Annotated in this window: 21 protein-coding genes and 2 tRNA genes; 6 read left to right on the forward strand and 17 right to left on the reverse strand. The window is 68.7% G+C overall.

From position 1 onward, the window contains the following. Positions 1-40 precede the first annotated feature (40 nt). From CBM2588_RS22885 to ribA, 4 genes are all read right to left on the reverse strand, one after another. On the reverse strand, positions 41-1411 hold the full coding sequence (locus CBM2588_RS22885) for a serine hydrolase domain-containing protein (RefSeq protein WP_115682628.1): 1371 nt from the start codon (positions 1409-1411) through the stop codon (positions 41-43). Positions 1412-1456: 45 nt separating this feature from the next. Next, a complete protein-coding gene (locus tag CBM2588_RS22890; protein WP_439897462.1) occupies positions 1457-1894 on the reverse strand; it encodes a MarR family winged helix-turn-helix transcriptional regulator in 438 nt (145 codons plus the stop codon). A gap of 138 nt (positions 1895-2032) precedes the next feature. Further along, positions 2033-3397 (reverse strand): hypothetical protein, encoded by a 1365-nt coding sequence (locus CBM2588_RS22895; protein ID WP_115682630.1) that lies wholly within the window; start codon positions 3395-3397, stop codon positions 2033-2035. Between the two features lie 58 nt (positions 3398-3455). After that, the gene (gene ribA, locus CBM2588_RS22900; protein ID WP_062802974.1) at positions 3456-4052 is read right to left on the reverse strand and encodes a GTP cyclohydrolase II; all 597 of its coding nucleotides are present in this window, start codon (positions 4050-4052) and stop codon (positions 3456-3458) included. Between the two features lie 262 nt (positions 4053-4314). Between ribA and CBM2588_RS22905 the strand changes: the two genes are divergently transcribed. Then, positions 4315-4845 (forward strand): riboflavin biosynthesis protein RibA, encoded by a 531-nt coding sequence (locus tag CBM2588_RS22905; protein WP_115682631.1) that lies wholly within the window; start codon positions 4315-4317, stop codon positions 4843-4845. Here the strand turns inward: CBM2588_RS22905 and CBM2588_RS22910 are convergent, their stop codons facing one another. Beyond that, complete coding sequence (locus CBM2588_RS22910) at positions 4846-5316, reverse strand: Lrp/AsnC family transcriptional regulator (RefSeq protein ID WP_115682632.1); 471 nt, start codon at positions 5314-5316, stop codon at positions 4846-4848. 152 nt (positions 5317-5468) lie between these two features. On the opposite strand from CBM2588_RS22910, the gene CBM2588_RS22915 reads away from it, so the two are divergent. Then, positions 5469-5810, forward strand: a complete 342-nt coding sequence (locus tag CBM2588_RS22915) for an AsnC family transcriptional regulator (RefSeq protein WP_115682633.1) — start codon at positions 5469-5471, stop codon at positions 5808-5810. Between the two features lie 14 nt (positions 5811-5824). Here the strand turns inward: CBM2588_RS22915 and CBM2588_RS22920 are convergent, their stop codons facing one another. Then, complete coding sequence (locus CBM2588_RS22920) at positions 5825-6748, reverse strand: LysR family transcriptional regulator (protein ID WP_115682634.1); 924 nt, start codon at positions 6746-6748, stop codon at positions 5825-5827. Positions 6749-6878: 130 nt separating this feature from the next. Here CBM2588_RS22920 and metE point away from each other — a divergent pair, with 130 nt between their 5' ends. After that, complete coding sequence (gene metE, locus CBM2588_RS22925) at positions 6879-9269, forward strand: 5-methyltetrahydropteroyltriglutamate--homocysteine S-methyltransferase (protein ID WP_115682635.1); 2391 nt, start codon at positions 6879-6881, stop codon at positions 9267-9269. A gap of 94 nt (positions 9270-9363) precedes the next feature. Here metE and CBM2588_RS22930 read toward each other — a convergent pair whose 3' ends face one another. The 4 genes from CBM2588_RS22930 to CBM2588_RS22945 all read right to left on the reverse strand — a co-directional run bounded on the left by CBM2588_RS22930 (position 9364) and on the right by CBM2588_RS22945 (position 12141). Continuing rightward, positions 9364-10776, reverse strand: coding sequence for a DUF1254 domain-containing protein (locus tag CBM2588_RS22930; RefSeq protein WP_115682636.1), 1413 nt, complete (start codon positions 10774-10776; stop codon positions 9364-9366). A gap of 260 nt (positions 10777-11036) precedes the next feature. Further along, the gene (gene catC / locus CBM2588_RS22935) at positions 11037-11321 is read right to left on the reverse strand and encodes a muconolactone Delta-isomerase (protein WP_115682637.1); all 285 of its coding nucleotides are present in this window, start codon (positions 11319-11321) and stop codon (positions 11037-11039) included. A 47-nt stretch (positions 11322-11368) separates the two neighbouring features. Next, complete coding sequence (locus CBM2588_RS22940) at positions 11369-11665, reverse strand: YciI family protein (RefSeq protein ID WP_115682638.1); 297 nt, start codon at positions 11663-11665, stop codon at positions 11369-11371. 98 nt (positions 11666-11763) lie between these two features. Continuing rightward, a complete protein-coding gene (locus tag CBM2588_RS22945; protein ID WP_115682639.1) occupies positions 11764-12141 on the reverse strand; it encodes a short-chain fatty acid transporter in 378 nt (125 codons plus the stop codon). 256 nt (positions 12142-12397) lie between these two features. Here CBM2588_RS22945 and CBM2588_RS22950 point away from each other — a divergent pair, with 256 nt between their 5' ends. After that, positions 12398-14095, forward strand: coding sequence for an MBL fold metallo-hydrolase (locus tag CBM2588_RS22950; protein WP_115682640.1), 1698 nt, complete (start codon positions 12398-12400; stop codon positions 14093-14095). An 81-nt stretch (positions 14096-14176) separates the two neighbouring features. After that, a tRNA-Arg gene (locus CBM2588_RS22955) sits at positions 14177-14253 on the forward strand. An 84-nt stretch (positions 14254-14337) separates the two neighbouring features. Here the strand turns inward: CBM2588_RS22955 and CBM2588_RS22960 are convergent. Then, positions 14338-15258, reverse strand: coding sequence for a hydrolase (locus tag CBM2588_RS22960; protein ID WP_115682641.1), 921 nt, complete (start codon positions 15256-15258; stop codon positions 14338-14340). A 251-nt stretch (positions 15259-15509) separates the two neighbouring features. Here CBM2588_RS22960 and CBM2588_RS22965 point away from each other — a divergent pair, with 251 nt between their 5' ends. After that, the gene (locus CBM2588_RS22965; protein ID WP_115682642.1) at positions 15510-17336 is read left to right on the forward strand and encodes a GGDEF domain-containing protein; all 1827 of its coding nucleotides are present in this window, start codon (positions 15510-15512) and stop codon (positions 17334-17336) included. A 239-nt stretch (positions 17337-17575) separates the two neighbouring features. Here the strand turns inward: CBM2588_RS22965 and CBM2588_RS22970 are convergent. The 6 genes from CBM2588_RS22970 to CBM2588_RS22995 all read right to left on the reverse strand — a co-directional run bounded on the left by CBM2588_RS22970 (position 17576) and on the right by CBM2588_RS22995 (position 23062). Further along, positions 17576-17662, reverse strand: a tRNA-Leu gene (locus CBM2588_RS22970). A gap of 96 nt (positions 17663-17758) precedes the next feature. Next, positions 17759-19045 (reverse strand): amidohydrolase family protein, encoded by a 1287-nt coding sequence (locus tag CBM2588_RS22975; RefSeq protein WP_115682643.1) that lies wholly within the window; start codon positions 19043-19045, stop codon positions 17759-17761. A 42-nt stretch (positions 19046-19087) separates the two neighbouring features. Further along, positions 19088-19768, reverse strand: coding sequence for a TetR/AcrR family transcriptional regulator (locus CBM2588_RS22980; RefSeq protein ID WP_231942245.1), 681 nt, complete (start codon positions 19766-19768; stop codon positions 19088-19090). Further along, on the reverse strand, positions 19768-20463 hold the full coding sequence (gene upp, locus CBM2588_RS22985; RefSeq protein ID WP_115682644.1) for a uracil phosphoribosyltransferase: 696 nt from the start codon (positions 20461-20463) through the stop codon (positions 19768-19770). Before upp ends, CBM2588_RS22980 begins: the two co-directional genes overlap by 1 nt. A 71-nt stretch (positions 20464-20534) precedes the next feature. Continuing rightward, positions 20535-21827, reverse strand: coding sequence for a URC4/urg3 family protein (locus CBM2588_RS22990; protein WP_115682645.1), 1293 nt, complete (start codon positions 21825-21827; stop codon positions 20535-20537). Continuing rightward, positions 21824-23062, reverse strand: a complete 1239-nt coding sequence (locus tag CBM2588_RS22995) for a GTP cyclohydrolase II (protein ID WP_115682646.1) — start codon at positions 23060-23062, stop codon at positions 21824-21826. The genes CBM2588_RS22990 and CBM2588_RS22995 overlap by 4 nt, the downstream gene beginning before the upstream one ends. Positions 23063-23324 lie beyond the last annotated feature (262 nt).

The raw sequence follows: 23324 nt of genomic DNA on the forward strand, positions 1-23324 counted from the left end.
GGACGTGGGCCGCGCGGCAGCCCCGCCCCGTTGCACCACGCTATCGCGACAGCGCTTCCGCCACCGCCCTGAAGGCCCGGAACGTAATGGCGTTGTTGGCGGCGTTGCCGGCCACCGGATGCGAGGCGTAGCGCACGATGGTCAGTTCGGCTTGCGGGTCGATGTAGATGCGCTGGCCGTGGATGCCGGCGGCCTGGAACATGCCGTGGCTGTCGTGCGAGACCCACCACATGTCGCGGTAGCTCCAGCCCGGCAACACCGCTGCGCTGCCGGACTTGGCAAACAGCTCGCGGCTGCCGCCGCGGCGGATATCGGCCACCACCGATGCCGGGATGATCTGCTTGCCGTTGAAGCGCCCGTTGGCGCGGATGGTCTCGCCAAAGCGCGCGAGATCGCGCAGGGTGGTGTTCAGCCCGCCGCCGCCGGATTCTGTGCCGATGCTGTCGACGGTGAAATACGCGTCCTGCTCCGCGCCCATCGGCTGCCAGATCCGCTCGGACAGCAGCTTCGCCAGCGACTGGCCCGAGGCGCGGCGCACGATCCACGCCAGCACCTCGGCATTGACGGTCTTGTAGGCAAACGCGGCATCGTGGCTGCCGTCTTTCTGCAGCGTCTTCAGGAAGTCATAGAACGTGCCGGGGCCGTTGTAGTTGGCCGGGCGCGCCAGCATGCCGCCGGCGCGCGCGTAGTCCCACACCTCGGCCCTGGGATCGGCATAGTCCTCGGAGTAGCGCACGCCGATGGTCATGTCCATCACCTGCCGCACCGTGGCATCGCCATACGCGGTACCGGCCATCTCCGGCAGGTAGCGCGTCACCGGCGCGGCCGGGTCGAGCTTGCCTTCCGCCGCCAGCATGGCGGCGAGCGTGCCGACGAACGACTTGGTCACCGACATCGCGATATGCGGCGTATGGCTGTCGAGCGCGCCGAAATAGCGCTCGTAGATGACCTTGCCCTGGTGCATCACCAGGATGCCGTCGGTATAGGTCAGCGCCAGCATCTCGTCGAAGGTGCGGCGCGTACCGTCGGCATCGGTGAACGGGATCGCGCCGATGGCCTGCTCAGCGCGCGGCAGCGTGCTGGCCGGGCCGGGTCCGCGCCATACCGATGCAGTCGGCCCCAGTTCGCGCACATGCGAAAACAGCCAGCGGTTGCGCGGAAACCGGTTGCCCCCCGGCACATGGGTGATGAGCTTGTCCGGCGGCGGCGGAAAACCCTGCATCCAGCCCATGAGGTTCGGATCGGTGGCCAGCGCCGCCGCCACCGTCGTCGCCGGTACGGCGGCCGGAGGCGCTGCGCTGGGCGCACTGGCGGCGGGCTGGCTCCACGCCGGCAAGCTCGCCGCGAACAGGGTCACGCCAGCCAGGCGGCGCCATGACCGCCGGGATTTCCAATGGGGTTTCAACGACATGCTGTCTCCTTGCATTATTTTTAATCGGGGGTCGCTGCCCTCGCCTCAGTCCGCCAGTGCCTGCGTGCCCTGCTGATGTGCGATCAGGGCGTTGGTGAGCTTGTCGATGCAGCGATCGAGCGTCTTCACCTCGGCCTCGCTCAGCACCGACAGGAACATCTTCTCCAGCACGTCGCCGCGCTGGTAGGTCTGGGCCACCAGCGCTTCGCCGGCAGGCGTCAGGTACAGGTTCAACTGCCGGGCATCGGCCTCTCCGACTTCCCGACGCAGCAAACCCCGCTTTGCCAGCGCGGTGACCAGCTTCGATGTCACCGTTTTTTCCAGCAGCACCAGTTCCATCAATCGCGTCAGCGTCAAGCCGGGTTCCAGCCCGGCAAAACGCAGCACGCGCAGTTCGCGCAGGCCAATGCCGAATTCCCGCTCGTAGAAGCCGGAGGCCGAATTCTTGGTCATTTCGCAGAGCCGGTTCAGGCGGAACGACATGAATTCGAGGATCGAATGGGTGGAGCCGGTTGCGTTGGACATGTAGGCAGTATGTGGGGCGGCCGATGGATTCTATGGGCAATAGTTGCCATTGGCAACTATCAGTCAAAAACACTGCCGCACGACCCCTGGGTCGGATCAGGCTTGGGCGCCGGATAGGTGCTGCATACGAGAATCCGTCGCGCATTGCGCCAGCGCAGCGCGCGGCACGGGCACCGTGCGCCGATACCAGTCCTCCACCCATCCCTCGATCAGGCTGAAATCACGGACCTGCGCCGGGCGGCGTAAGAACACGCCCAGCACACGCAGTTGCAGGAAGTCCGCCGAAGGCCGGCTGCGCCAAGCTGCAGGGCCGTAGAGCGTCAGGTCGAGCTGGAAGATGCCGTCGTCCGGGCAGACCACCGTCATCACGCGAGACGTTTCCGCACTGGTCTCGCTCCAGCTGGTCTGCACGCTGAGAAGCGTCGGGGATCGCACGAACTGGCTCAACTCCAGCTCTCCGTGCGTAAAGGAGATGCCATGACTGTCCTCCATCGGCACGCCGAACGTCGCGTGGCGCCACGCATATTCGATGGCGAGCACATCGCCCCGGCTCAATTGCAGGTAGTAGCGGAATAGGTGGCGTCGGTCGGCCTCCCAATCCGTGGTCGGGTCGCCAATGCCCGCTTCGTCCCAGGCTAGCTGCCGAGGGTCGAACAGCACTACGGCGCTGCGCGGCACCGACACTTGCTGGCGGGCCGGTATCGCGGCGCGGTCCAGCGCGGTGGATTCGTAGGTAATCTCGACGTGCCATTGGCCCGCTGCATCGCAGCGCCATGTGACACCACTCTGCTGCAGTGGCACGTTGCTTTGCGCCAATCGGTCGGGTGAGTCCGATTCCAGCCACACCTCGATCTCGCCGTGTTCCGCCCCGGTCGGGTCGCCCTGGCCCACGCCAATCTCATAGACGCCGTCATGCGGTATCGGTATGCAGGCGAAGCCCGCGGCGCTCACGCGGACCTCCTGGCGCGGCGGGCTGCCGTCGCGCCAGCGCCCCGAAACGTCGCAAGTCCAGAACTGCCCTGCCGGCGTGGCGCAGGGCGGCGCGTAGCGCAGCAGCATGCGGTCGCCACCGCGCAGGAAGTACTCGCGGGTGGTGCAGATGTCCGTGCGTGGCCAACGCTCGTTGAAGAAAATGCCGATGACTTCGAGCGGCAGGCACCAGCTATTGCCGTCCTGCGCCGAATTCGGCGTCGCGGCCGGCTCGAAGGAATGCGAAGCCGGTACAGGGAATGGAGAAGAGGCGGGTGCCACAATCAGGGGAGACGGCGCGGCAGGCACCGGACCGGTCACGCCCGGCGTGGCCGCAAGCGGGTGCACCTCGCGGTCGCCCGGCAGGCGGCCGGCCAGCATGATCAGCAGCACTCCGCCGGCCCAGACCGCAAGCGCCAGCAAGGGCGCCCACCAGCCCGACACCAGTTGGCTGGCCACCAGCACGGCTATCGCGGCGAGAATCCACTTCATGGGCGGTTCGCGAGAGATCGGCGTCCCGAGCGCCGGGGCAACACACGCACTAGCGCGTTCAGTCGAGCAGATGTCCCATCCGCGTACGCTTGGTCGCCAGGTATTTCTCGTTTTCGGCGTTGGACGGCACGATGTGGCGCAGCTGCTCCGAGACCGTGATGCCCGCCTTCTCGAGCGCGGCCGCCTTCAGCGGGTTGTTGCTCATCAGGCGCACGGACTTGACGCCCCACTGGTGCAGCAGGTCGGCGGCAAAGGCATAGTTGCGGGCGTCGATGGCCTGGCCCAGTGCCAGGTTGGCGTCGACGGTGTCGAGGCCGCCGTCTTGCAGGCGGTAAGCACGGATCTTCTCGGCCAGGCCGATGCCGCGCCCTTCATGGCCGCGCAGGTACAGCAGGATGCCGCGGCCCTCGGCGGCGATCTTTTCCATCGCGAGTTCGAGTTGCGGCCCGCAATCGCAGCGGCAAGAGCCGAACACGTCACCGGTCAGGCATTCGGAATGCATGCGGATCAGCACGTTGTCGCCCGCCACATCGCCCACGCTGAGGGCCAGGTGCTCGATGCCTGAATCGGCGCCCTTGAAGGCGTGCGCCGTAAAGTCGCCGAATCGCGTCGGCAGGCGCGCCGAGTCGATCAGCTCAATTTCTGTGTCGTTCATACCGGAATTCTTGGTCAAAAGGCGGGGGCGCAGCCCGGCACCGCCGACATTATGAGCGGAATCGGACATTCGCGCTGGAAATCCCCCGCCGGGCCTGGCTGCACGGGTGGTCGGCCAATTCCTACAAGCGCAAGCGACGTCGACTTATGCAGCCGCTTCAAACGGGTCTCTAGACTCGGTTTACAGGACATGGGTCGTCCCGGCGGGCACGGCAACAATGCGCAGCACCCGCCTCGCGGCACGGCCGTAGCAGGAGTTCGCCATGACAGCCAATCCATTGAGTGCCGAGGCCGCAGGCACCAAGCTCGCAGCATTGTTCGACACCAAGCTCGCGGCCAGCAGCGCCGCCGAGCGCGTTTGCTACGAGGCGCACCTGAAGCGGGGCCAAGTGCGGCTGGTGCACCCGTACGAGGCGCATTTCGGCCGCAAGCTCGAACCTGAAAACGACGGCATCGTCCACACCGCGGTGCGCTCGCACCTGATCATGGCCGCGTTGGGCGCCATTGTCGGCCTCGCCGTGGTCGGCATCCTGCACCGGCAGGAAGTCGACGCGGTGATGCAGAGCCCGGGCCTGGCGGCCGGCGCCGCGATCTTCCTGGGGGTGATGTTCGGCATGCTGCTGGCGGGCCTGATGACCGCGCGGCCGGACCACCAACTGGTGATCACGCCGGTACGCGAGGCCGTCCAGCATGGCCGCTGGGCGGTGCTGGTGCACCCCACCACGCCGCAGCAATGCAACGAGGCCCTGCGCGCACTGCGCAACACCACCAGCGAAGTGCTCAGGACCGCCTGATCAGGGCTCGACCGAGGTCTCGCGCTTGAGCGTGCGCAGCACGAAGGTCGAGCGGCTGTGGCGCAGCCCGGGCAGCTTGTACAGCTTGTGCCGCAGGAATTCCTCATAGCCCTGCGTGCCGGCCACCGCCACCTTGATCAGGTAGTCGTATTCGCCAGTCAGCAGGTAGGCCTCCATCACCTCCGGCAATTCCGCCAGCGCCTTGCCGAAGCGGTACAGCATGTCGTCGTCGTGCCGCTCCAGCGTGACTTCGATCAGCACGGTATCGGGCAATCCCAGCGCCTGCTGGTTCAGCAGCGCGGCGTAGCCCTCGATGACCCCACTTTCTTCCAGCGCGCGCACGCGGTTCCAGCACGGCGTGGCCGACAGGCCCACCTGCTCCGCCAGCCGCGCATTGGACAGGCGGCCGTCGCGCCGCAGTTCGCGCAGGATGCGGCGGTCGGTGTCGTCGAGTTTGGGTGACTGTGCCATCAAGCACCATCTATCAGGAATAATCTTCCGCAAATTCTACCAAACTAAGATACATCAACTTATATTTGGCGGGATATGAAGAAAATTAAAAAGCCAATTCTGCGGCACCGCTGGTAAATTTACCTGCATAGATCGACTGCCGGAAACGACACATGCCAGCCCCCCGCCCTCTCCCCACCCTGAGCCTGTCGCTGCGACTTGCCCCTGCCGACCTGTTCGGCGCCATGGAATGGGTGCTGGCCAATGCGCGCCGTACCGGACTGGCGCCACAGCAGCTGAGCTTTGACGCCGGCCCGCAGGCCGTGATGCATGCCACGCTGACGGCGGACGACGCCGGCCTGCTGTGGCTGTTCCTGCGCCGCCTCGACAACGGCTTCGACGTGGAATTGCTGGTGGCGGACGTAGAGGATCCGGACGATGACACGGTGGCGGAACCGGCGCCGCGCGCCGCCACTCGCCGCGACCGGCCCGCCGAACTGATGTTGACGGCCTGACCCGATCCTCGCCGCTACGCCGCCGGCGCCAGCAGTTCGATGCCGTCGAGCTGCGCCGCGCAGGTATCGCGCACGATCGCGACAAAATCCGCCACGTAGGGCCGCCGCGCCATCGCCGTCGGCACGGTCGCATACAGTTCGCTCCATAGCCCCCTGGCGCCGATGCGCTTGGCGAGCACGTAGTCGTGGTCGACGTAGTTCTTGACCCCCCAGTTGGGCAGCGCCGCAACGCCGCGGCGGCTCGCCACCAGTTGCAGCACGGCCACCGTCAGTTCGGCGGTGCGCCGCTCCAGGTGGATGCCGGCGGGTTCCAGCACCTCGCGGATCAGGTCGATGCGTGACTCGGGCACCGGGTAGGTGATGAGGGTTTCGCCGGCAAGGTCGGCGGCCTCGATGCGGCGCTTGTTGCGCAGCCGGTGTTCGTTGGCGATGACCGCGAGGATCTCGAAGCGGAACAGCGGCGCCACCTCCAGCCCGCGCCGCGCCGCCGGCTGCGACCCGATCACCATGTCGGCGCGGCCGTCGCGCAGCAGCGCGATGGGATCGGCATGGAAGCCCGCGACCAGATCCACTTCAACCTCCGGCCAGCGCCGGCGGAATTCGTCCATCACCGGCATCAGCCAGTCAAAGCACGTATGGCATTCCAGCACCACGCGCAACTCGCCGCGGGTGTCGCCCTTGAGCCGTGCGATATCGCGCTCGGCCGCGCTGACCGCGGCCAGCACCTCGCGCGCCAGCGCCAGCAGGCGCTCGCCCGCCGGCGTAAAGCGCAGGCCCTGGCGCGTGCGGTCGAACAGCGGCAAGCCGTAGTGCGATTCGATCGCCTTGATCTGGTGCGACAGCGCTGACTGGCTGACATGCACGCGCTCGGCAGCGGTGGCCAGCTTGCCAGACTCGGCAATGGCAACCAGCGAACGCAAATGGCGGACTTCGATCATGCACGGCTCCCGCGTCGCCGTCGTTCCGTCTTGATATGAAATGGATTCATATATTGTTTAAAACTTGTCGCTTGATTCATTTTACGGGCAAACCGACACTGTGCGCTAGACCTCTACCGGAGCAACATCGATGGCACGCACCCATATCCTCGGCTTTCCCCGCATCGGCGAACGCCGCGAACTGAAATTCGCGCAGGAAGCGTTCTGGCGCGGCGAACGCACCGAGGCCGAATTGCGCACGGTGGCCGCCGAACTGCGCCGCCGCCACTGGCAGCTGCAGGCCGAGCGCGGCCTGGACACCGTCGCCACCGGCGACTTTGCCTGGTACGACCAGATGCTGAGCCTGACCGCGCTGCTGGGCGCGCTGCCGCGGCGCTTCGGCTTCGACCCGGCGCAGCTGACGCTGGCGCAGTATTTCGAACTGGCGCGCGGCAACCGCGAGCAGCCGGCGATGGAGATGACCAAGTGGTTCGACACCAACTACCACTACCTGGTCCCGGAGCTGGACGCCGACACCAGCTTCGACGGCGGCCCGCAATGGTTCTTCGAGGAAACCGATGAGGCGCTGGCGCTGGGGCTGCGCGCCCGTCCGGCGCTGATCGGCCCCGTCACCTACCTGTGGCTGTCGAAGAGCCATGTGCCGGGCTTCGACCGGCTGTCGCTGCTGCCGCGGCTGCTGCAGGCGTATCGCCGCATCCTGGGCCAGCTCAAGGCACGTGGCATCGAGTGGGTGCAGATCGACGAGCCGGCGCTGTGCCTGGACCTGGAACCGGCGTGGCTCGACGCCTTCGACACCGCCTATGCCGCGCTGCATGAGGGTGGCCCGACGGCGCGCCCGAAGCTGCTGCTGGCGACTTACTTCGACAACGCCGCCGACCATGCGCAGCGCGCTTCCGCGCTGCCGGTCGACGGCTTCCATATCGACCTGGTGCGCGCCCCCGCGCAACTGGCGGCATGGCAGGCCGTGCTGCCCGCGCATGCGGTGCTGTCGCTGGGCGTGATCGACGGCCGCAATATCTGGCGCACAGACCTGCGCCGCGTGCTGGACCTGCTGCGCCCGCTGCACGGCGCGCTGGGCGAGCGCCTGTGGCTGGCACCGTCGTGCTCGCTGCTGCATGTGCCGGTGTCGCTGGCGCAGGAAGCGCGGCTCGATGCCGAGCTGAAGTCGTGGCTCGCCTTCGCCACCGAAAAGCTGGACGAACTGTCGGTGCTGGCCCGCGCGCTGAACCAGGGCGACGGGGCCGTCGCCGACGCCCTGGCCGCGTCGGACGCCGCGCAGGCGTCGCGCCGGGCCTCGCGACGCGTGGTCAATGCGCGCGTGCAGCAGCGCCTGGCTGGCGTGGATGATGCGATGGCGCACCGCGCCAGTCCCTTCGCCGAGCGCATCGAGCGCCAGCGCAAGGCGCTTGCGCTGCCGCTGCTGCCGACCACCACCATCGGCTCGTTCCCGCAGACCGCCGCGATCCGCCAGACCCGTGCGGCATTCAAGCGCGGCGAGATCGGCGCGCTTGAATACCTCGAGCGCATCCGCGCCGAGATCGCGCTGGCGGTGCGCAAGCAGGAAGCGCTGGGGCTGGACGTGCTGGTGCACGGCGAGGCCGAGCGCAACGACATGGTCGAATACTTCGGCGAGCAGTTGTGCGGCTATGGCTTCACCGAGAACGGCTGGGTGCAGAGCTACGGCTCGCGCTGCGTCAAGCCGCCGGTGATCTACGGCGACGTGTACCGCCCGGAACCGATGACGGTCGACACCGCCCGCTACGCCCAGTCGCTGACCGAGCGGCCGATGAAGGGCATGCTGACCGGCCCCATCACCATGCTGCAATGGTCCTTCGTGCGCGACGACCAGCCGCGCGCCACCACCGCGCGCCAGCTCGCGCTGGCGATCCGCGACGAGGTATGCGATCTGGAGCAGGCCGGCATCCGCGTGATCCAGATCGATGAACCGGCGCTGCGCGAAGGGCTGCCGCTGCGCCGCGCCGACTGGGACGCCTACCTGGACTGGGCGGTAACCGCGTTCCGCCTGTCGGCCAGCGGCGTGCGGGACCAGACCCAGATCCACACGCATATGTGCTATGCCGAATTCAACGACATCCTGCCCGCAATCGCGGCGATGGACGCCGACGTGATCACCATCGAGACCTCGCGCTCGGCGATGGAGCTGCTCGAGGGCTTTGGCGATTTCGATTACCCCAACGAGATCGGGCCGGGCGTCTATGACATCCACTCGCCGCGCGTGCCGTCGGTGCAGGCGATGGAACGGCTGCTGGACCGCGCCTGCGAAGTGGTGCCGCCGCAAAGGCTGTGGGTCAACCCGGATTGCGGGCTGAAGACGCGGGGCTGGGAGGAAACCGAAGCGGCGCTGGCCAACATGGTCAGCGCGGCCCGCGCATTGCGCCAGCGCCTGTCGGCGCCGGAAGTCCGGACGTGGCAGCGCGTCGAGCGCACTGCCACAGCCGGCACCGCACCGGTTCCGCATACGGCCAGCACCTGCACTGCCTGCGCCACGCACGCACACTGACCGCCAGCCGCCCGCAGAACACCGCGGCGTAAAAAAAAACAGGCCGCATGCCCGTCGGGGCATGCGGCCTGTTTGCCTGCCGGCGTCCGGCGGATCAGTTCACGCGCATCACCGGCGGCGGCATCCAGCTGCCGTCCAGCAACGCCTGTTCCGGCCAGTACGCGCGCAGCATCATGTTCAGGCCATCGGGCGGCGCCGGCAGCCAGTTGGCGGCCCTGGCGCCGGCCGGGCGCTCATGCTGGATGTAGATGTCGAGCGAGCCGTCGCGGTTGTAGCGCAGGCGGTCGCGGCTGCCGATGGCATAGCGCTGGATCGGGTTCGGGACGAAGGCCTGGCGCTCGTTGTACAGCGTCAGCGACCAGAACGCGCGCGCCGGCGGCAGCTGGTTCTTGTCGAAGTGCAGCACGTAGCGTGCCCCGCCCTGCAGCGGCTTGCCGTTGGCATCGGTGCGGGTGGAGGCGTAGATCGCGTCCTCCGGCAGGTTGGCACCCAGCCCCACCCACGCTGTGACCGCGCGGCGGCCGTAATTGGTGCCGTAGGTGCCCAGGTCGCGATGCATGACCCAGCCGTTGCCGGCATCGGCGTTGCCCTTGCGCGCCGCCTGCTCGATCGCCGCCAGCGCGGCCGTGGCGCCTTCCTGCACCGCGCGCGCGGTGGACGGCTCCATCACCGTGGTCTTGAACGGCACGCCCGGGCGGATGCCCATGCGGCGCAATTTCTCGACCATGGCGCTGTCGGCCGGCGCCGGCGGGTTGGCCGGCAGCAGCGCGGCGAAACGCGTGAAGAACGCCTGTGCGTCCATGGCCGCCACCTGCTCGACCGGGGCGCTGTCGGGGTCCAGCGCGGGCCGCGCCGCGGCCTTGTCCGGCACGCGGCGGCCGCCGCCCCAGGCCGACAGCGGTGTCAGCCGGTACTGGTCCTGCAGCCGGTGCACCGCCGCGAAATCCTGCTTGCCGCTGGCCTGGGTGCGGCCGATCAGCCAGACCATCGACGTGGGCGAGCGGATCTCCTGCACGCCCCTGGGCAGCGTGCCGCGCCAGTCCGGACCGGTGATGGCGAAATTGCCGCGGCGGGTGCCGGTGGTGCGCTTGCCCGGTGCGGCGAACACATTGGTCCAGGCATCCATCAGCGGCATCAGGTAATAGCGCCCGCGCGTATCCGGCACTGACAGGATCACTGGCTCGCGCGACAGGTCCAGCCACGCCGACGAGTACAGCGTGTCGGCATTGGGGCTGACCACATCGGTGAAGGTGGCGTCCGGGAAGGTGCGCTTGTGGCTGAAGGTGTTGGGGGGCGTGCGCAGCGTCATCAGCTCGCGCGTCACGTCCATCAGCACCATCGGATAGGCAAAGGTGAAGACCTCGGCGGACAAGGCCTTCATGGCCTGGTCGGAGGGCGGCTGCTCGGCCGCCGCCGGGTTGCCGGCATAGTCAGGCCCGCTGGCGCAGCCGGACAGCATGACGGCGAGCGTGACCGCGCCCGCCAGTTGACGAAAGATAGGCTTCATGACCCCGATTCCCAAAAGTTCTTGTGCGCTCAGCGGGCATTTCGGCTATGGCTGCCGGCATGTCGTCCCGGAGGCGCATCTGTCGGTCGCATCTTGTCCGCGTGCTACGACCCTGTCAATGACCCGGATGCGGGGATCCGAGACCGGGCGCACCAACGGCAGGACACTACGGAAAGGGGTGCATGATAAGCCACGCGGCCGGGCCACGGAAAGTGCCGGCACGGCCGGTAACTCGGCGGGCGGTGTTGCGGGTCGGCGGCTCAGTTCTGCGCGATGGCGGAGCCGTGCCGGGCCAGCGGCGTGACGTTGATCTCCATGTACGGGTACAGCGGCAGCGCGATCAGCAAGGTGTGCAGTTCATCGTTGTCGCTGACGTCGAAGATGCTGACGTTGGCGTACTGGCCCACCACGCGCCACAGGTGGCGCCACTTGCCTTCGCGCTGCAGGCGCTGCGACATGGCCTTTTCATCGGCCTTGAGCTGCTCGACCAATTGCGGGTCGAGCGATGCGGGAATCCTGACGGTCATTTCGGCCATGAACAGCATGGAGTCTCCGGGTGATGGGTGGCGATGGGCAGCGTGCGCGGCCCGGTTCAGAGGCGGCGGGTGCCGTCGAGATAGGCCTTGCGCCAGCGCACGATGCGCACCTCGGCAAACAGGCCCGCCGCGGCGAACGGGTCGGCGTCGATAAAACGCTGCGCGGCCTCGCGGCTGTCGACATCGACGATATAGACGCCGCCGCCGGCGTCGGAGCCGTCATCGTTGAGCTTGGCGCCGCAGGCCAGCAGCAGCGCCTTGTTGGCGTCGAGGTAGTCCAGGTGGCTGGCGCGGGTGGCCTGGCGCACGTGCTGGTGGTCAGGCTTGTCGACGGTTTCGATCAGGTACGGCATGCGGTTCTCCTGTCAGCCTTGCGGCCGGGTATCAAAGTCAGGCAATCTGCGCGCCCCACATCGGCATCGCAGCGATATAGGTGGAGCATAGCCGCGGCTCAGTACCGCATCTGGACATCGTCGACCTTGCCGGTGCGCGCGTTGTACAGGCAGACGTAGTGGAAGCCGATCGCGGACGAGCTGTCGTCCGGCTCGAACACGCCTTCGCCGTTGACCGAGGTCTGCGCGTTGGGACGCTGGTAATACTGCTCGCGGTCGGCCATCAGCATGACGCTGCCGGGTTGCGGATAACGGCGCTGGAGCGCTTCCGCCACCGCCGGCTCGCAGGCCGCGGATGCCGCCCGCGACATGGCCTGGGGATCGACGGTGATGCGGGTGGCGGGCGGCGGCACCGGGCGCGGAGCCAGCTGCGGCGGCGTCTCGCAGGCCGCCACCAGGCACGCAACCGTCAGGCACAGGTAAGAAGCTCGGATCACGCGGACCTCCTCCGATGGGAGCGCCGGCGGTGGCGCTCCGGAAAGTGAAGCGGAGCTATCAGGTTACTGCCTGTGGCCGGAAAAGCCAAAGCCGGCCCGCGCCCGCCTGCGGCTCGGAGCACCGCGGCGGCAGCCGGTGCGCCGGGATTCCCCGGGCTTTCGAATCCGCGAACGCGGCTAAACTAGCGCACGCGGCCGCGCCCTGCCTGGCCTGCCTGGCCCGGCGCGCCGCGCGTACAAACCACGATGCCGACCAATGACAACCACAGAGACAAACGGCAACCGCCCTGCCCATCCCGCCCCGCTGCTGCGCACGGCCGCCAGCCTGCTGGTGGTGCGCGACGCGCCCGCCGGCATGGAAGTGCTGCTGGTGCGCCGCGTCGAACGCGCCAACGACCGCAGCAGCGGCGCCTATGTTTTCCCCGGCGGCACCCTCGATGCGCAAGACCGGCACCTGCACGCGCACGCCCACGGCCTCGATGACGCGCTCGCCAGCGAGCGCCTGGGGTTGCCGGCCAGCGGCCTGGACTTCTACCTCGCCGCCGTGCGCGAATGCTTCGAAGAAGCGGGCCTGCTGTTCGCCTGCGATCATCAGGGGCGCCTGCGCGGGCCGCATGAGCTGGACGCCGCCCAGCAGGCGCTGCTGCGCGAGGCCGTACAACGCGGCGGCCCCGGACTGGCCCACGCCTGCGAGCAGCTGGGCCTGCGCCTGGCGGCGGACCGGCTGGCCTATCACAGCTACTGGCTGACGCCGCCCGGCCTGCCCAAGCGCTTCGACACCCGCTTCTTTGTCGCCATCGCTCCGGAGGGCCAGCTGGCCGTGCCCGACGGCACCGAGATCGTCGAGCACCGCTGGGTGCGCCCGGCCGACGCCGCCGACCCGGCCAGCGGCCTGCCGATGATGCATGTCACGCGCCGCACGCTAAGTTCGATCGCGCAATTCGAGACCGCCGCGGCCTGCTTTGCGTATTTCTCGCAGTTGCGCGGCATCGCCTGCATCATGCCGCGGCTTGCCACCGGCGCGGCGGGCGTGCGCCCGGTGATGCCGAACGAGCCCTGCTACGCCGAGATCGGCCGCATCGATCCCGACGGCAAGGTGCACGGCCGCTACGAACTGGCACCCGGCGTGCCGGTGCAGTTGTCGCAGCGGGTATGGCGCGTCACGGCCAACAACGGCAGCGTGATGACGGGCCCGGGCACCAACACCTACCTGGTCGGCGGCGGTGCGCGCAACGAATGGGCGGTGATCGATCCGGGCCCGGACGATGGCGAGCATGTGCGCGCGATCCTGGAAGCGGCGCCCGGCCCGATCCGCTGGATCCTGGCAACGCATACGCACCTGGACCATTCGCCCGCGGCGGCGGCATTGCAGGCCGCCACCGGCGCCACCGTGATGGGACGCGCGGCCCCCGCCGGCCCCTGGCAGGACGCCACCTTCGCGCCGCAGCGCGAACTGGTGCACGGCGAGCGCCTGGCCTTGGCCGAAGATTGCACGCTGCGGGTCTGCCACACCCCCGGCCATGCGTCCAACCACCTCTGCTACCTGCTCGAGGAAGAAAAGACGCTCTTCACCGGCGATCACGTGATGCAGGGATCGACGGTGGTGATCGGCCCGCCCGATGGCGACATGCGCGCCTACCTCGACTCGCTCGCCGCGCTCCAGGAAGAAGACCTGGAGTGGCTGGCGCCGGGACATGGTTTCCTGATCGCGCGCCCGCAGGACGCCATCCGCATCCTGGTGCGGCACCGCCTGCAGCGCGAGGCCAAGGTCGCCGGCGCGCTGCGCGAACTTGGCCCGGCCGCGCTCGGCGAACTGGTGCTGCGCGTCTATGACGATGTGCCGCCGCGCATGCATCCGGTGGCGCAGCGCTCGCTGCTGGCGCACCTGATCAAGCTGCGCGACGAAGGCAAGGCGCGCGAGGCGGATGGCGTCTGGTCGGAAGCCGCAGGCTGACGCCGACGGAGGCGGTCAAAGATTTTTGGCAGGGGGGGCTTGCGCAAATCAATAATTGCTATACAATTCCGCTTCTCGTGTGCGGCTGTAGCTCAGTTGGATAGAGTACTTGGCTACGAACCAAGGGGTCGTGGGTTCGAATCCTGCCAGCCGCGCCACCTATGCAGAAAGAAAAAGGGCTTCCGGAAACGGAAGCCCTTTTTTGTTGCCGCGCGCCTTGCGCGCGACTGCCCCCACCACCCCTACCATCGATAGCGCGCACCGACGGTGCCGCTCGGGTTGCGCCCCGCCCGGACCTTGAACCACAGCTTCACGCCGGTCTTGGTATTGCCATGCGCGCCGATATTGAACGAGAACAGTCCGCGCAGCAGGTCGGCATCGATCTTGGTGCCGTTGATATTGATGACCTGCTTGCGGCTTTCCTGCCACCAGTCGGCCTCGACGAACGGATAGATGCCGGCCAGCCGCGTCGGCTGCGCGCCGTACAGGCGCACGCCGATGCCGGTGGCGCTGGCATCGCCGGGCATCGCCTGCGCCAGCTTGTTCGGGTCCGCGCTGGTGCCGGGCTGGTAGGCCAGTTGCAGCCGCGGCTGGATGGTCAGTCCGCCGGCACGCGGCACCACGGCATCGACCGCCAGCGCCATGGTGCGCACGCGATTGTCGGCAAAGCCGCTGGCGCTGGTGATGTCGTCGAGATGCAGCGTCACCCGGCGCCCACGCTCGGGCATGGCCGTAGTCTCGCGGTCCACCGCGGCGAGGCCCGGGGCATCGTCATCGGGCCCGGCGCCGAGCGCGCGCGGCAAGGCGGAAGAAGATGAGGACGAGGATGGCGGCGGCACCATCGCGTATTCGACGACCACCGGCTCCAGCGGCTGCACCATCCAGCCGCTCGCCTCGGAGCCTTCGGCCGGCTGGCCGGAGACCTGCGCCAGCTCCGCCGGAGCGGCTTGCGCCAGGCTTGCCTGCAGCGGCGGATCAGCGGCGGAAACGCCGTGGAAATCCGGCAAGGCTTCGTCTGCGTGGGCCAGCGCACACATCAGCATGGCCAGCAGGGCGCAGTAATGCAGGTGATGGTGGACGATGCCGGGATGCGCGGCACAGCCGTGCCATCCGGGGTTCGTCCCCGCCTCCCTCGCTCTCGATGATGACAAGACCACAGTCATGGCAACCACCTTCGGGACGTTATAAATGCCTGCCCGATGAGCTTGAGCATAGGTCAAATGCCCCGCCAGCGTTAGCCGCCTATGTTCGGCTGCGCGCGCCCGTGAACACCTTCCGGGCAGCGGCCGGCGCCGGTGTCCCCCGCGCGAATCGCGGAAGATTTGGACAGGTGCCGCGGCCTTTTCGTCAATAATGTCGGGATTGACAGAAATTTCACGCATGGCCCGGCCACTGGCAGCCGGGTGGAGACAGCATGGCCCTGCGGCAACGCGCCCGACAGCTTGATCCCGGCAACCGCACTGCCCTGACCGCCGGCAACGGACCGCGCCGCAGCCTGCAGCGCAAGCTGGCGCTGGCGACCACGGTGGGCGGCCTGTGCACGGTGGTGCTGGCGGCGCTGGTGATCGCCGCCTCGTACGGCGACTTCGCCGCGGCCCGGCAGAACCTGTACGACATCTCGGCGTACCGCGAGGTGCTCGACGCCGCCAACACGCTGTCCGCCGAACGCGGCCCGGCCAACAGCGTGCTCGGCGAACCGCCCTCGCCCCACAGCGCGGCGCGCGAGCGCCTGCAGGCGTTTCGCGCCCGCAGCGACGCGGCGCTGGCGCGGCTGTCGGCGCCGCCGCCGGCCCCCTTCGGCTTGCACAGCCATCACCCGCCACCGCTGATGGTCGAGCGCGTGCGCGAGCGCCTGGCGCGGGCGCGCGCCGAGATCGACGAACTTGCCGCGCGCGCGCCGCAGCAGCGAGACATGGACGAGATCCGCCACGCCATCGAAAGCATGTTCGAGGTCGTCGACGCGCTGCAGCCCGCCATCGCCTGGCAGGTGCGCGAGCTTTCCGTTTGCGATGACGGCCTGGCCGCACCCGCGCTGACCGGCAAGATGCTGGGCGACCTGCGCGAGTACGCCGGGCGCATGGCATCGCAGATTATGGCGCCGGTGGCGGCGCGCCAGCCGATGCCGGTGCAGAGCCTGGTCGACGCGACGCGCTCGCGCGGACGGCTGCTGGCGCTATGGCAACTGGCCGGGCCGGCGTACAACATGTTCGGCGCCGCGCCGGCGCTGGAACAGGCCTATGCCGACGCTGGCCACCAGTTCTTCGGCCGCGGCGTGGCCATGGTCGACAGCCTGGTCGCGCAGGGGCGCATCTCGGGCAACTACTCGATGACGCCCACCGAACTGACCAACCGCTACGTGCCTACGCTCGAGCCGCTGGAGCGGCTGCGCAGCGTGTTCCTGGACGAGGTGGTGGCGCATTTCACCAGCACGCGCGAGCGCGCGTTGCGCCGGCTCGCGGCTGCGTGCGGCACCTCGGCGCTGATTCTCGCGGTGCTGGGCTACATGCTGGTGTTCGCCCGGCGCGCGGTGTTCCTGCCGCTGCTGCGCGCGCGCGCCGAGGTGATCGCGCTGGCCGAGGACCGCGGCCAGCGGCACGAGACCGCGCCATCCGAGGCTGCCGCGCAGGCCAGGCGCATGGGCCAGGCTGCCGAGATGCGGCGCCTGTTCGATGCCATCGACATCCTGCGCCGCAAGCTGCGCGAGCGCGCCGCGCTGACCGCGCAGCTGGAGCAGCAGGCCCGCACCGACAGCCTCACCGGCCTGCTGAACCGGCGCGCGCTGGAACTGGTGGCGGCGCGGTACGGCGCGCACGAGCACGCCAGCCTGGTGCTGATCGACGTCGACCGCTTCAAGCAGATCAATGACCGCCACGGCCATGCCGCCGGCGACCAGGTGTTGCGCAATATCGCCGCGCAGATGCGCGCGCTGGTGCCGGCCGAGGCCGTGCTGGCCCGCTTCGGCGGCGAGGAGTTTGCGCTGTGGCTGCCGCACGGCCGGCCCGGCGAAGCCGCGGCGCTGGCCGAAACGCTGCGCGCGGCCATTGCGTCGCGGCCGGTTTACCTGTCCGGCACCACGCGGCTTGGCGTGACCGCCAGCTTCGGCGTCGCCGTCGGCCATGGCGGCGCCAGCCACTGGCAGCGCCTGTTCGGCGCGGCCGACGCGGCCATGTACCGCGCCAAGGCGGAGGGGCGCAACTGCGTGCGCGAGGCACAAGACCTGGAGGGGATGCCGGGACGCTGAACCACTGCGGGCAATGTCCGAAGGCTACGGACAAAAAGATGCCCGCTCGCGCGGCAATACCGTTCAGTTAAGGCATCAAACACTACTGTCATTCCCGCGCAGGCGGGAATCCAGCGTCTTTTAAAGTCACTGGGTTCCCGCCTGCGCGGGAACGACGGGATTGACTCGCGCGGACGTGGTTGCCATGGAGCATGGCCCGAAACGAAAAAAGGCTCGCTTGCGCGAGCCTTTCCGAATTTTGGTGCCCAGAAGAGGACTCGAACCTCCACAGTGTTGCCACCGCTAGGACCTGAACCTAGTGCGTCTACCAATTCCGCCATCTGGGCTTCGTTTCGCTGCATTACTGCTGCGATGCGAAGAACGAAATTATGCCGAGTGCTGGGTGCACTGTCAACACCCGACCGTAAAAAACTTTGTGCGCGCTATGCCGCACTGCCGGCGCGCCGGAAATCCACCTGAGCCGGCCGTCCCGGCAGCGCCAGCGCCGCCGTCGCCGCCGGCATGGTGGCAATGGTCTTGCCGGCGCGCAGCACGCGCAGCCGCGTGGCGCGCAGCCGGATCGCCTCGACCGGATCGCGCGCCTGCAGCAGCACCAGGTCCGCGCGGCAGCCTGGCGCCAGGCCATAGCCGTCCAGCCCCAGGATGCGCGCCGGCGCGGCGGTGACCGCGTCGAAGCAGGCCCGCATCGCCTCCTGCCCGGTCATTTGCGCGACATGCAGCCCCATGTGCGCCACTTCCAGCATGTCGCCGGAACCCAGGCCATACCACGGATCCATCACGCAATCGTGGCCGAAAGCCACCGGCACGCCGGCCGCCATCAGCTCGGGCACACGCGTCATGCCGCGGCGCCGGGGGTAAGTATCGTGCCGCCCCTGCAGGGTGATGTTGATCAGCGGATTGGCAATCGCCGCCACGCCGGCCTCGCGCATCAGCGGGATCAGCTTGGACACGTAGTAGTTGTCCATCGAATGCATCGAGGTCAGGTGCGATCCCGCCACCCTGCCCTGCAGGCCCAGGCGCACGGTTTCGCTGGCAAGGGTCTCGATATGGCGCGACAGCGGATCGTCGCTTTCGTCGCAATGCATGTCGACGCGCAGGCCGCGTTCGGCCGCCAGCTCGCACAGCAGCCGCACCGACTCCGCCCCCTGCGCCATGGTGCGCTCGAAATGCGGAATGCCGCCGACCACGTCGACCCCCAGCTCCAGCGCGCGCTTCAGGCTGGCCAGCGCGCCGGGCGCGCGCAGCACGCCGTCCTGCGGAAACGCCACCAGCTGCAGGTCCAGGTATGGGCGCACGCGTTCGCGCACGTGCAGCAGCGCCTCCACCGCCAGCAGGCGCGGATCGCACACATCCACGTGCGAGCGGATCGCCAGCAGCCCGCGCGCCACGGCCCAGTCGCAATAGGCAAGCGCGCGCTCGACGATAGCCTCCTGCGTCAGCAGCGGCTTCAGTTCGCCCCACAGCGCAATGCCTTCCAGCAGCGTGCCCGACTGGTTCGCGCGCGGCAGCCCGTACGACAGCGTCGAGTCCATATGGAAGTGCGCATCGACGAACGGCGGCGTGACCAGCTGGCCGGCGGCGTCGATCTCTTCGCCCGCGCGCGCCGCCAGGGCCGGCTCGACTGCGGCGATGCGCCCGTCGGCGATGCCGATGTCGATGCCGGTGCGCCCGTCGGGCAGGTTGCAATGCCGCAGGATCAGGTCGAGCATGGGTCGTGTCGTGGTATCCGGTATGGGTACGGGCGTGGGATCTCAGGCCAGCGGCACCGGGGCCAGGCCGCAGCCGCGCAGCAGCATCACCACCACGTGCTCGGTGGCATGCGCATAGTCCTGCGGCTGCAGCCGGCTGATCCCCAGCACCGCGCAGACCTGCGATTCAAAGTCCGCGTAGGTCTGGGTAGCGGCCCAGATGGTGAAGAACAGGTGCTGCGGGTCGACCGGCGCCATCTGGCCGCGGTCGATCCACTGCTGCACCACCGCGGCCTTGCGCGACACCAGTTCGCGCAGGGCATGGCGCAGCACCTCGCCGATCTCGGGCGCGCCGTGCAGCAGCTCGTTGGCGAACACCCGCGACGCATCCGGATGGCTGGCCGAGAGCCGCATCTTGGCGCGGATGTACTGCTCCAGCGCCACCTGCGGCGGCAGCTCGGCGCGGATCACGTCGGCTTCCGACAGCCACAGCTGCAGCGTGTGCGCCAGCACCGCGCGGTACAGCGCCTGCTTGGTGCGGAAGTAGTAATGCAGGTTCGACTTGGGCACGCCGGCGCGCATGGCGATCTCCGCCATGGTGGCGCCGGCAAACCCGGCGCGCGCGAACACGTGCTCGGCCGCGCGCAGGATCATGGCCTGGTTCTCCTGCCGGATGCGGCCGCACGCCGCCGCGCGCGCGGGCGGCGCGCGCAGTGTCGGCGCAAGGCCGGTGCGCGGGTCCATCAGCGCGTGCCGTACAGGCGGTCGCCGGCGTCGCCCAGGCCGGGCACGATATAGCCGTGCTCGTTGAGGGTTTCGTCGATGGCCGCGGTGACGATGCCGACGTCCGGATGCGCGCTGCGCAGCGCGCGCAGGCCCGGGCGCGAGGCGATCAGGCACACATACTTCATGGTGGTGACACCGGCCTCCTTCAGCCGGTTCAGTGCCGCGATGGCCGAATTGCCGGTGGCCAGCATCGGGTCGACCACGATTACCATGCGCTCCTGGATGTCCTCGGGCATCTTGAAGTAATACTCGATCGGCTCCAGCGTCTCGGGATCGCGGTACAGGCCGATATGGCCGACGCGCGCCGCCGGCAGCAGGTCGAGCATGCCATCGATAAAGCCGTTGCCGGCGCGCAGGATCGACACCAGGCACAGCTTCTTGCCGGACAGCACGCGCGATTGCGTGGCCGCGATCGGCGTGCGGATGGCGATGGTTTCCATGGCCAGGTCGCGCGTGGCCTCGTAGGTCAGCAGCTGGCTGATCTCGCGCACCAGGCGGCGGAAGTTGTCGGTGGTGGTCTCCTCGCTGCGCACCAGCGTGACCTTGTGCTGCACCAGCGGATGGTCGACCACCATCACGCCGGACAGGCTGGCAGGGTCGGCGGGGTCCGGCGCGCGCGCCTCGACTGCGGGAACAGCGGTCATGTCGTTCATGGTGACGCTCCTGAAGCCACGTTGCACAAGCCTTCCCTGTTGCAACGCCGCCCGCGGCGCGGGCGGCGCGTTCAGAACACCGTGCCGTCGCTGGTGATGGCAAACGGCGGCGCGCCGCCGGGCCGGCGCTTGGCGGCGATGCGCCGCCCCGCCGCCCAGGTGCCGCCTTCCAGCACCCGCGCCAGCGGAAACTGCGCTTCCTCCAGCCCCAGCGCCTGGCGCACGCAATCGGCCACCAGGTCCAGGCCGCTGACGGTCAGCGCGCGCCACTCGACGATGACGGGCTCATCGACCGCATGCGGTTCGGCGGCAAAGCCGGGATCGCGCGGCACCATCAGCTCGAAGTCGTACAGCAGCCCGCCGTTGCGGTACTCGGGCAGGCCGGTCAGCGCGTCGAGGCCGGCCACGGTCAGGCCGGCGTCCTCGAGCGGCTCAAGCAGCGAATAGGTCAGCCACTGGGTCAGCTTGTGGAACGGCACCAGCCCGCCCGGCGCCGCCGGATGGCGCCAGCAGTCGCCCAGCGACACGCCCTCGACCACGATGCGCCCCGGCCACACCGGCCCGAGGCCCACCAGCAAGGTGCGCAGCAGGAAGCCGGCATCGAGCTGGCCGCCGACGGCGTGCGCCTTCAGGTAGTCATAGAGGTTGCCCAGCCGCGCCGGCCGGCCGAACAGCGCCGGAGTCGCGTCCATCACCTCGCCCAGCCGGCGCAGCAGCCCGGCGCGGCCTTCCAGGCCCACCAGCGGGTTGTGCTGCGCGACCTGGAAGGCATGGGCAATGCTGTCGGCATCGATGCGCTGCAGGCGCTCGGCATCGGCGCGCAGCGGATCGCCCGGCGCCGCGGAAAAGCCGCCGCGCGCGAACAGGTCGAAGCTGGCGGCGCCCAGTCCTTCCGAACGCGTCAGCACCAGGTCGCTGGCCGGATCGCGGTAGCGCCATTCCGGGCCGGCGCCCGCATCCAGCAGCACGCTGGGGATCACCAGATCGATGCCGATGCGGGCGCGCTCCTCGCGGTGTTCGGGCCCGCTCAGCGCGGCGCGCTCGCACAGCACGTGCCAGCGGTCCGTGCGCTGGTCGCCCGCGCCGCTTTCGAAATGGCGCCAGCGGCTGTGATACGGCACCTGCAGGTCCGGATAGCGCTGCCGGATGGTGCTGGCGACGTAATCGGCAATCGCATGCACGCGGTCCGGGTGCCAGGTGAAGAGCTCGGACGCGCCGCTGGCCACGTGTTCGGTGACCGCCGCGCAATGGGTGCGCACCGCCTCGGCGCAAAGCAGCGCCGCCGCGGGATGCCCTTCGGGCACCGGGCTCAGCCAGCCGTTGCCAGGGCGCTCGTTGGCACTGTCCTCGGGATACCTCGTCATTCGTTCAACCCCCTGCCCTTTGCCAGGGCCAGTTCGTTCGCATCCGGCGGCGTGTAGTGCGTGAAGTAGCCGGCGGCCACCTTGGCGTCGATCTCGACACGGGCGTCGGCGGGGATCAGCGCCTCGGGGATCGCCACCTGCTCGACCACCTCGATGCCCTGCGCCACCAGCGCGCCATGCTTCATGTTGCTCATCGACGCCCAGCGGTCGATGCGGCGGATGCCCAGCCAATGGAACACATCCGGCATCAGCTCCTGGAAACGCATGTCCTGCACGCCCGCCACGCATTCGGTACGGGCAAAATAAGTCTCGGCGCGGTCGCCGCCAACCTGGCGCTTGCGGGCGTTGTAGACCAGGAACTTGGTCACCTCGCCCAGCGCGCGGCCCTCCTTGCGGTTGTAGACCACCAGCCCGACACCGCCCTGCTGCGCCATCTCGATGCACACCTCGATGCCGTGTGCCAGGTACGGCCGGCAGGTACAGATGTCTGACCCGAACACATCCGATCCGTTGCACTCATCGTGCACGCGGCAGGCCACGCGGGTCTCGGGCTTGCCCAGCTGGCTGACATCGCCGAAGAAATACAGCGTCATGCCGCCGATCGGCGGCAAGAAAACCTTCAGGTCCGGCCGCGTCACCAGTTCCGGGAACATGCCGCCGGTCTGCTCGAACAGGCTGCGGCGCAGCACGCTTTCCTTGATGCCGAAGCGGGCCGCCATGCCGGGCAGGTACCACACCGGGTCGACCGCCGCCTTGGTCACGCGCACGTCGCCATTGGCATGCAACAGGTCGCCGTCTGGCTTTAGCCGGCCCGCGGCGATGGCCGAAACCAGTTCCGGCATGTTGATGTGCGCGCGCGTCACCGCGATGGTCGGGCGGATATCGACGCCGGCGGCGATGCGGTCGGCAAAGACAGTGGAGACCAGGTGCCCCCACGGGTCGAGCGAGACGATCTTGTCCGGGTCGCCCCACTGCGGATGCGGGCCGATGGCCTCGGCGGGCGCGGTATCGGTCAGGTCGGGACGGTGGTCGCGCTGCAGCGTGCCGGAAGCTACCGCCAGCGCACGGTAGATGGCGTAGGCGCCGGCGTGGGTGCCGATCACATTGCGCTGCGCCGGATTGCCAAGGCTGGCAATCACCGGTCCCCGCTCCGCCGCCGTGGCGGCGCCCCAGTGGATCGGCTCAGCCGGCTTGTCGCGGCGCGCGTGCGAAGTCAGGACGATATGGTCGGACATGACACCCTCGGTTCCCGATGGAATCCTGACCAATCGGTCAGGTTTACGATTCCATACTAGGCAACCTTTGTGCCATCACCCAATGCCCGTTTACGCCAGCGTTGCGCCACTGTGTGTGGCGTCCAACGCAAGTCCGCGGCAGGGCCATGCACGCCCGGCGTGCCGACGGCACCACGCCGGCCGCTTGCATGCACCGCCCGGATGCCGCGCGCATCCACGTAACGCAAGCGCGCTACACGTACGGCACGCGGCTAGGGTTGCA

The organism is Cupriavidus taiwanensis (assembly GCF_900250075.1).
Classification (GTDB): domain Bacteria; phylum Pseudomonadota; class Gammaproteobacteria; order Burkholderiales; family Burkholderiaceae; genus Cupriavidus; species Cupriavidus taiwanensis_C.

Excerpts from the sequence above, each read along its gene's own strand:
- CBM2588_RS22965 (WP_115682642.1), top strand. The coding sequence starts at position 15,510 with ATGGCCCTGCGGCAACGCGCCCGACAGCTTGATCCCGGCAACCGCACT.
- CBM2588_RS22975 (WP_115682643.1), bottom strand. The coding sequence starts at position 19,045 with ATGCTCGACCTGATCCTGCGGCATTGCAACCTGCCCGACGGGCGCACC.
- CBM2588_RS22995 (WP_115682646.1), bottom strand. The coding sequence starts at position 23,062 with ATGTCCGACCATATCGTCCTGACTTCGCACGCGCGCCGCGACAAGCCG.
- metE (WP_115682635.1), top strand. The coding sequence starts at position 6,879 with ATGGCACGCACCCATATCCTCGGCTTTCCCCGCATCGGCGAACGCCGC.
- CBM2588_RS22890 (WP_439897462.1), bottom strand. The coding sequence starts at position 1,894 with ATGTCGTTCCGCCTGAACCGGCTCTGCGAAATGACCAAGAATTCGGCC.
- CBM2588_RS22885 (WP_115682628.1), bottom strand. The coding sequence starts at position 1,411 with ATGTCGTTGAAACCCCATTGGAAATCCCGGCGGTCATGGCGCCGCCTG.
- upp (WP_115682644.1), bottom strand. The coding sequence starts at position 20,463 with ATGAACGACATGACCGCTGTTCCCGCAGTCGAGGCGCGCGCGCCGGAC.
- CBM2588_RS22940 (WP_115682638.1), bottom strand. The coding sequence starts at position 11,665 with ATGCCGTACCTGATCGAAACCGTCGACAAGCCTGACCACCAGCACGTG.
- CBM2588_RS22950 (WP_115682640.1), top strand. The coding sequence starts at position 12,398 with ATGACAACCACAGAGACAAACGGCAACCGCCCTGCCCATCCCGCCCCG.
- CBM2588_RS22930 (WP_115682636.1), bottom strand. The coding sequence starts at position 10,776 with ATGAAGCCTATCTTTCGTCAACTGGCGGGCGCGGTCACGCTCGCCGTC.
- CBM2588_RS22910 (WP_115682632.1), bottom strand. The coding sequence starts at position 5,316 with ATGGCACAGTCACCCAAACTCGACGACACCGACCGCCGCATCCTGCGC.
- CBM2588_RS22895 (WP_115682630.1), bottom strand. The coding sequence starts at position 3,397 with ATGAAGTGGATTCTCGCCGCGATAGCCGTGCTGGTGGCCAGCCAACTG.
- catC (WP_115682637.1), bottom strand. The coding sequence starts at position 11,321 with ATGCTGTTCATGGCCGAAATGACCGTCAGGATTCCCGCATCGCTCGAC.
- CBM2588_RS22905 (WP_115682631.1), top strand. The coding sequence starts at position 4,315 with ATGACAGCCAATCCATTGAGTGCCGAGGCCGCAGGCACCAAGCTCGCA.
- ribA (WP_062802974.1), bottom strand. The coding sequence starts at position 4,052 with ATGAACGACACAGAAATTGAGCTGATCGACTCGGCGCGCCTGCCGACG.
- CBM2588_RS22920 (WP_115682634.1), bottom strand. The coding sequence starts at position 6,748 with ATGATCGAAGTCCGCCATTTGCGTTCGCTGGTTGCCATTGCCGAGTCT.
- CBM2588_RS22915 (WP_115682633.1), top strand. The coding sequence starts at position 5,469 with ATGCCAGCCCCCCGCCCTCTCCCCACCCTGAGCCTGTCGCTGCGACTT.
- CBM2588_RS22990 (WP_115682645.1), bottom strand. The coding sequence starts at position 21,827 with ATGACGAGGTATCCCGAGGACAGTGCCAACGAGCGCCCTGGCAACGGC.
- CBM2588_RS22960 (WP_115682641.1), bottom strand. The coding sequence starts at position 15,258 with ATGACTGTGGTCTTGTCATCATCGAGAGCGAGGGAGGCGGGGACGAAC.
- CBM2588_RS22980 (WP_231942245.1), bottom strand. The coding sequence starts at position 19,768 with ATGGACCCGCGCACCGGCCTTGCGCCGACACTGCGCGCGCCGCCCGCG.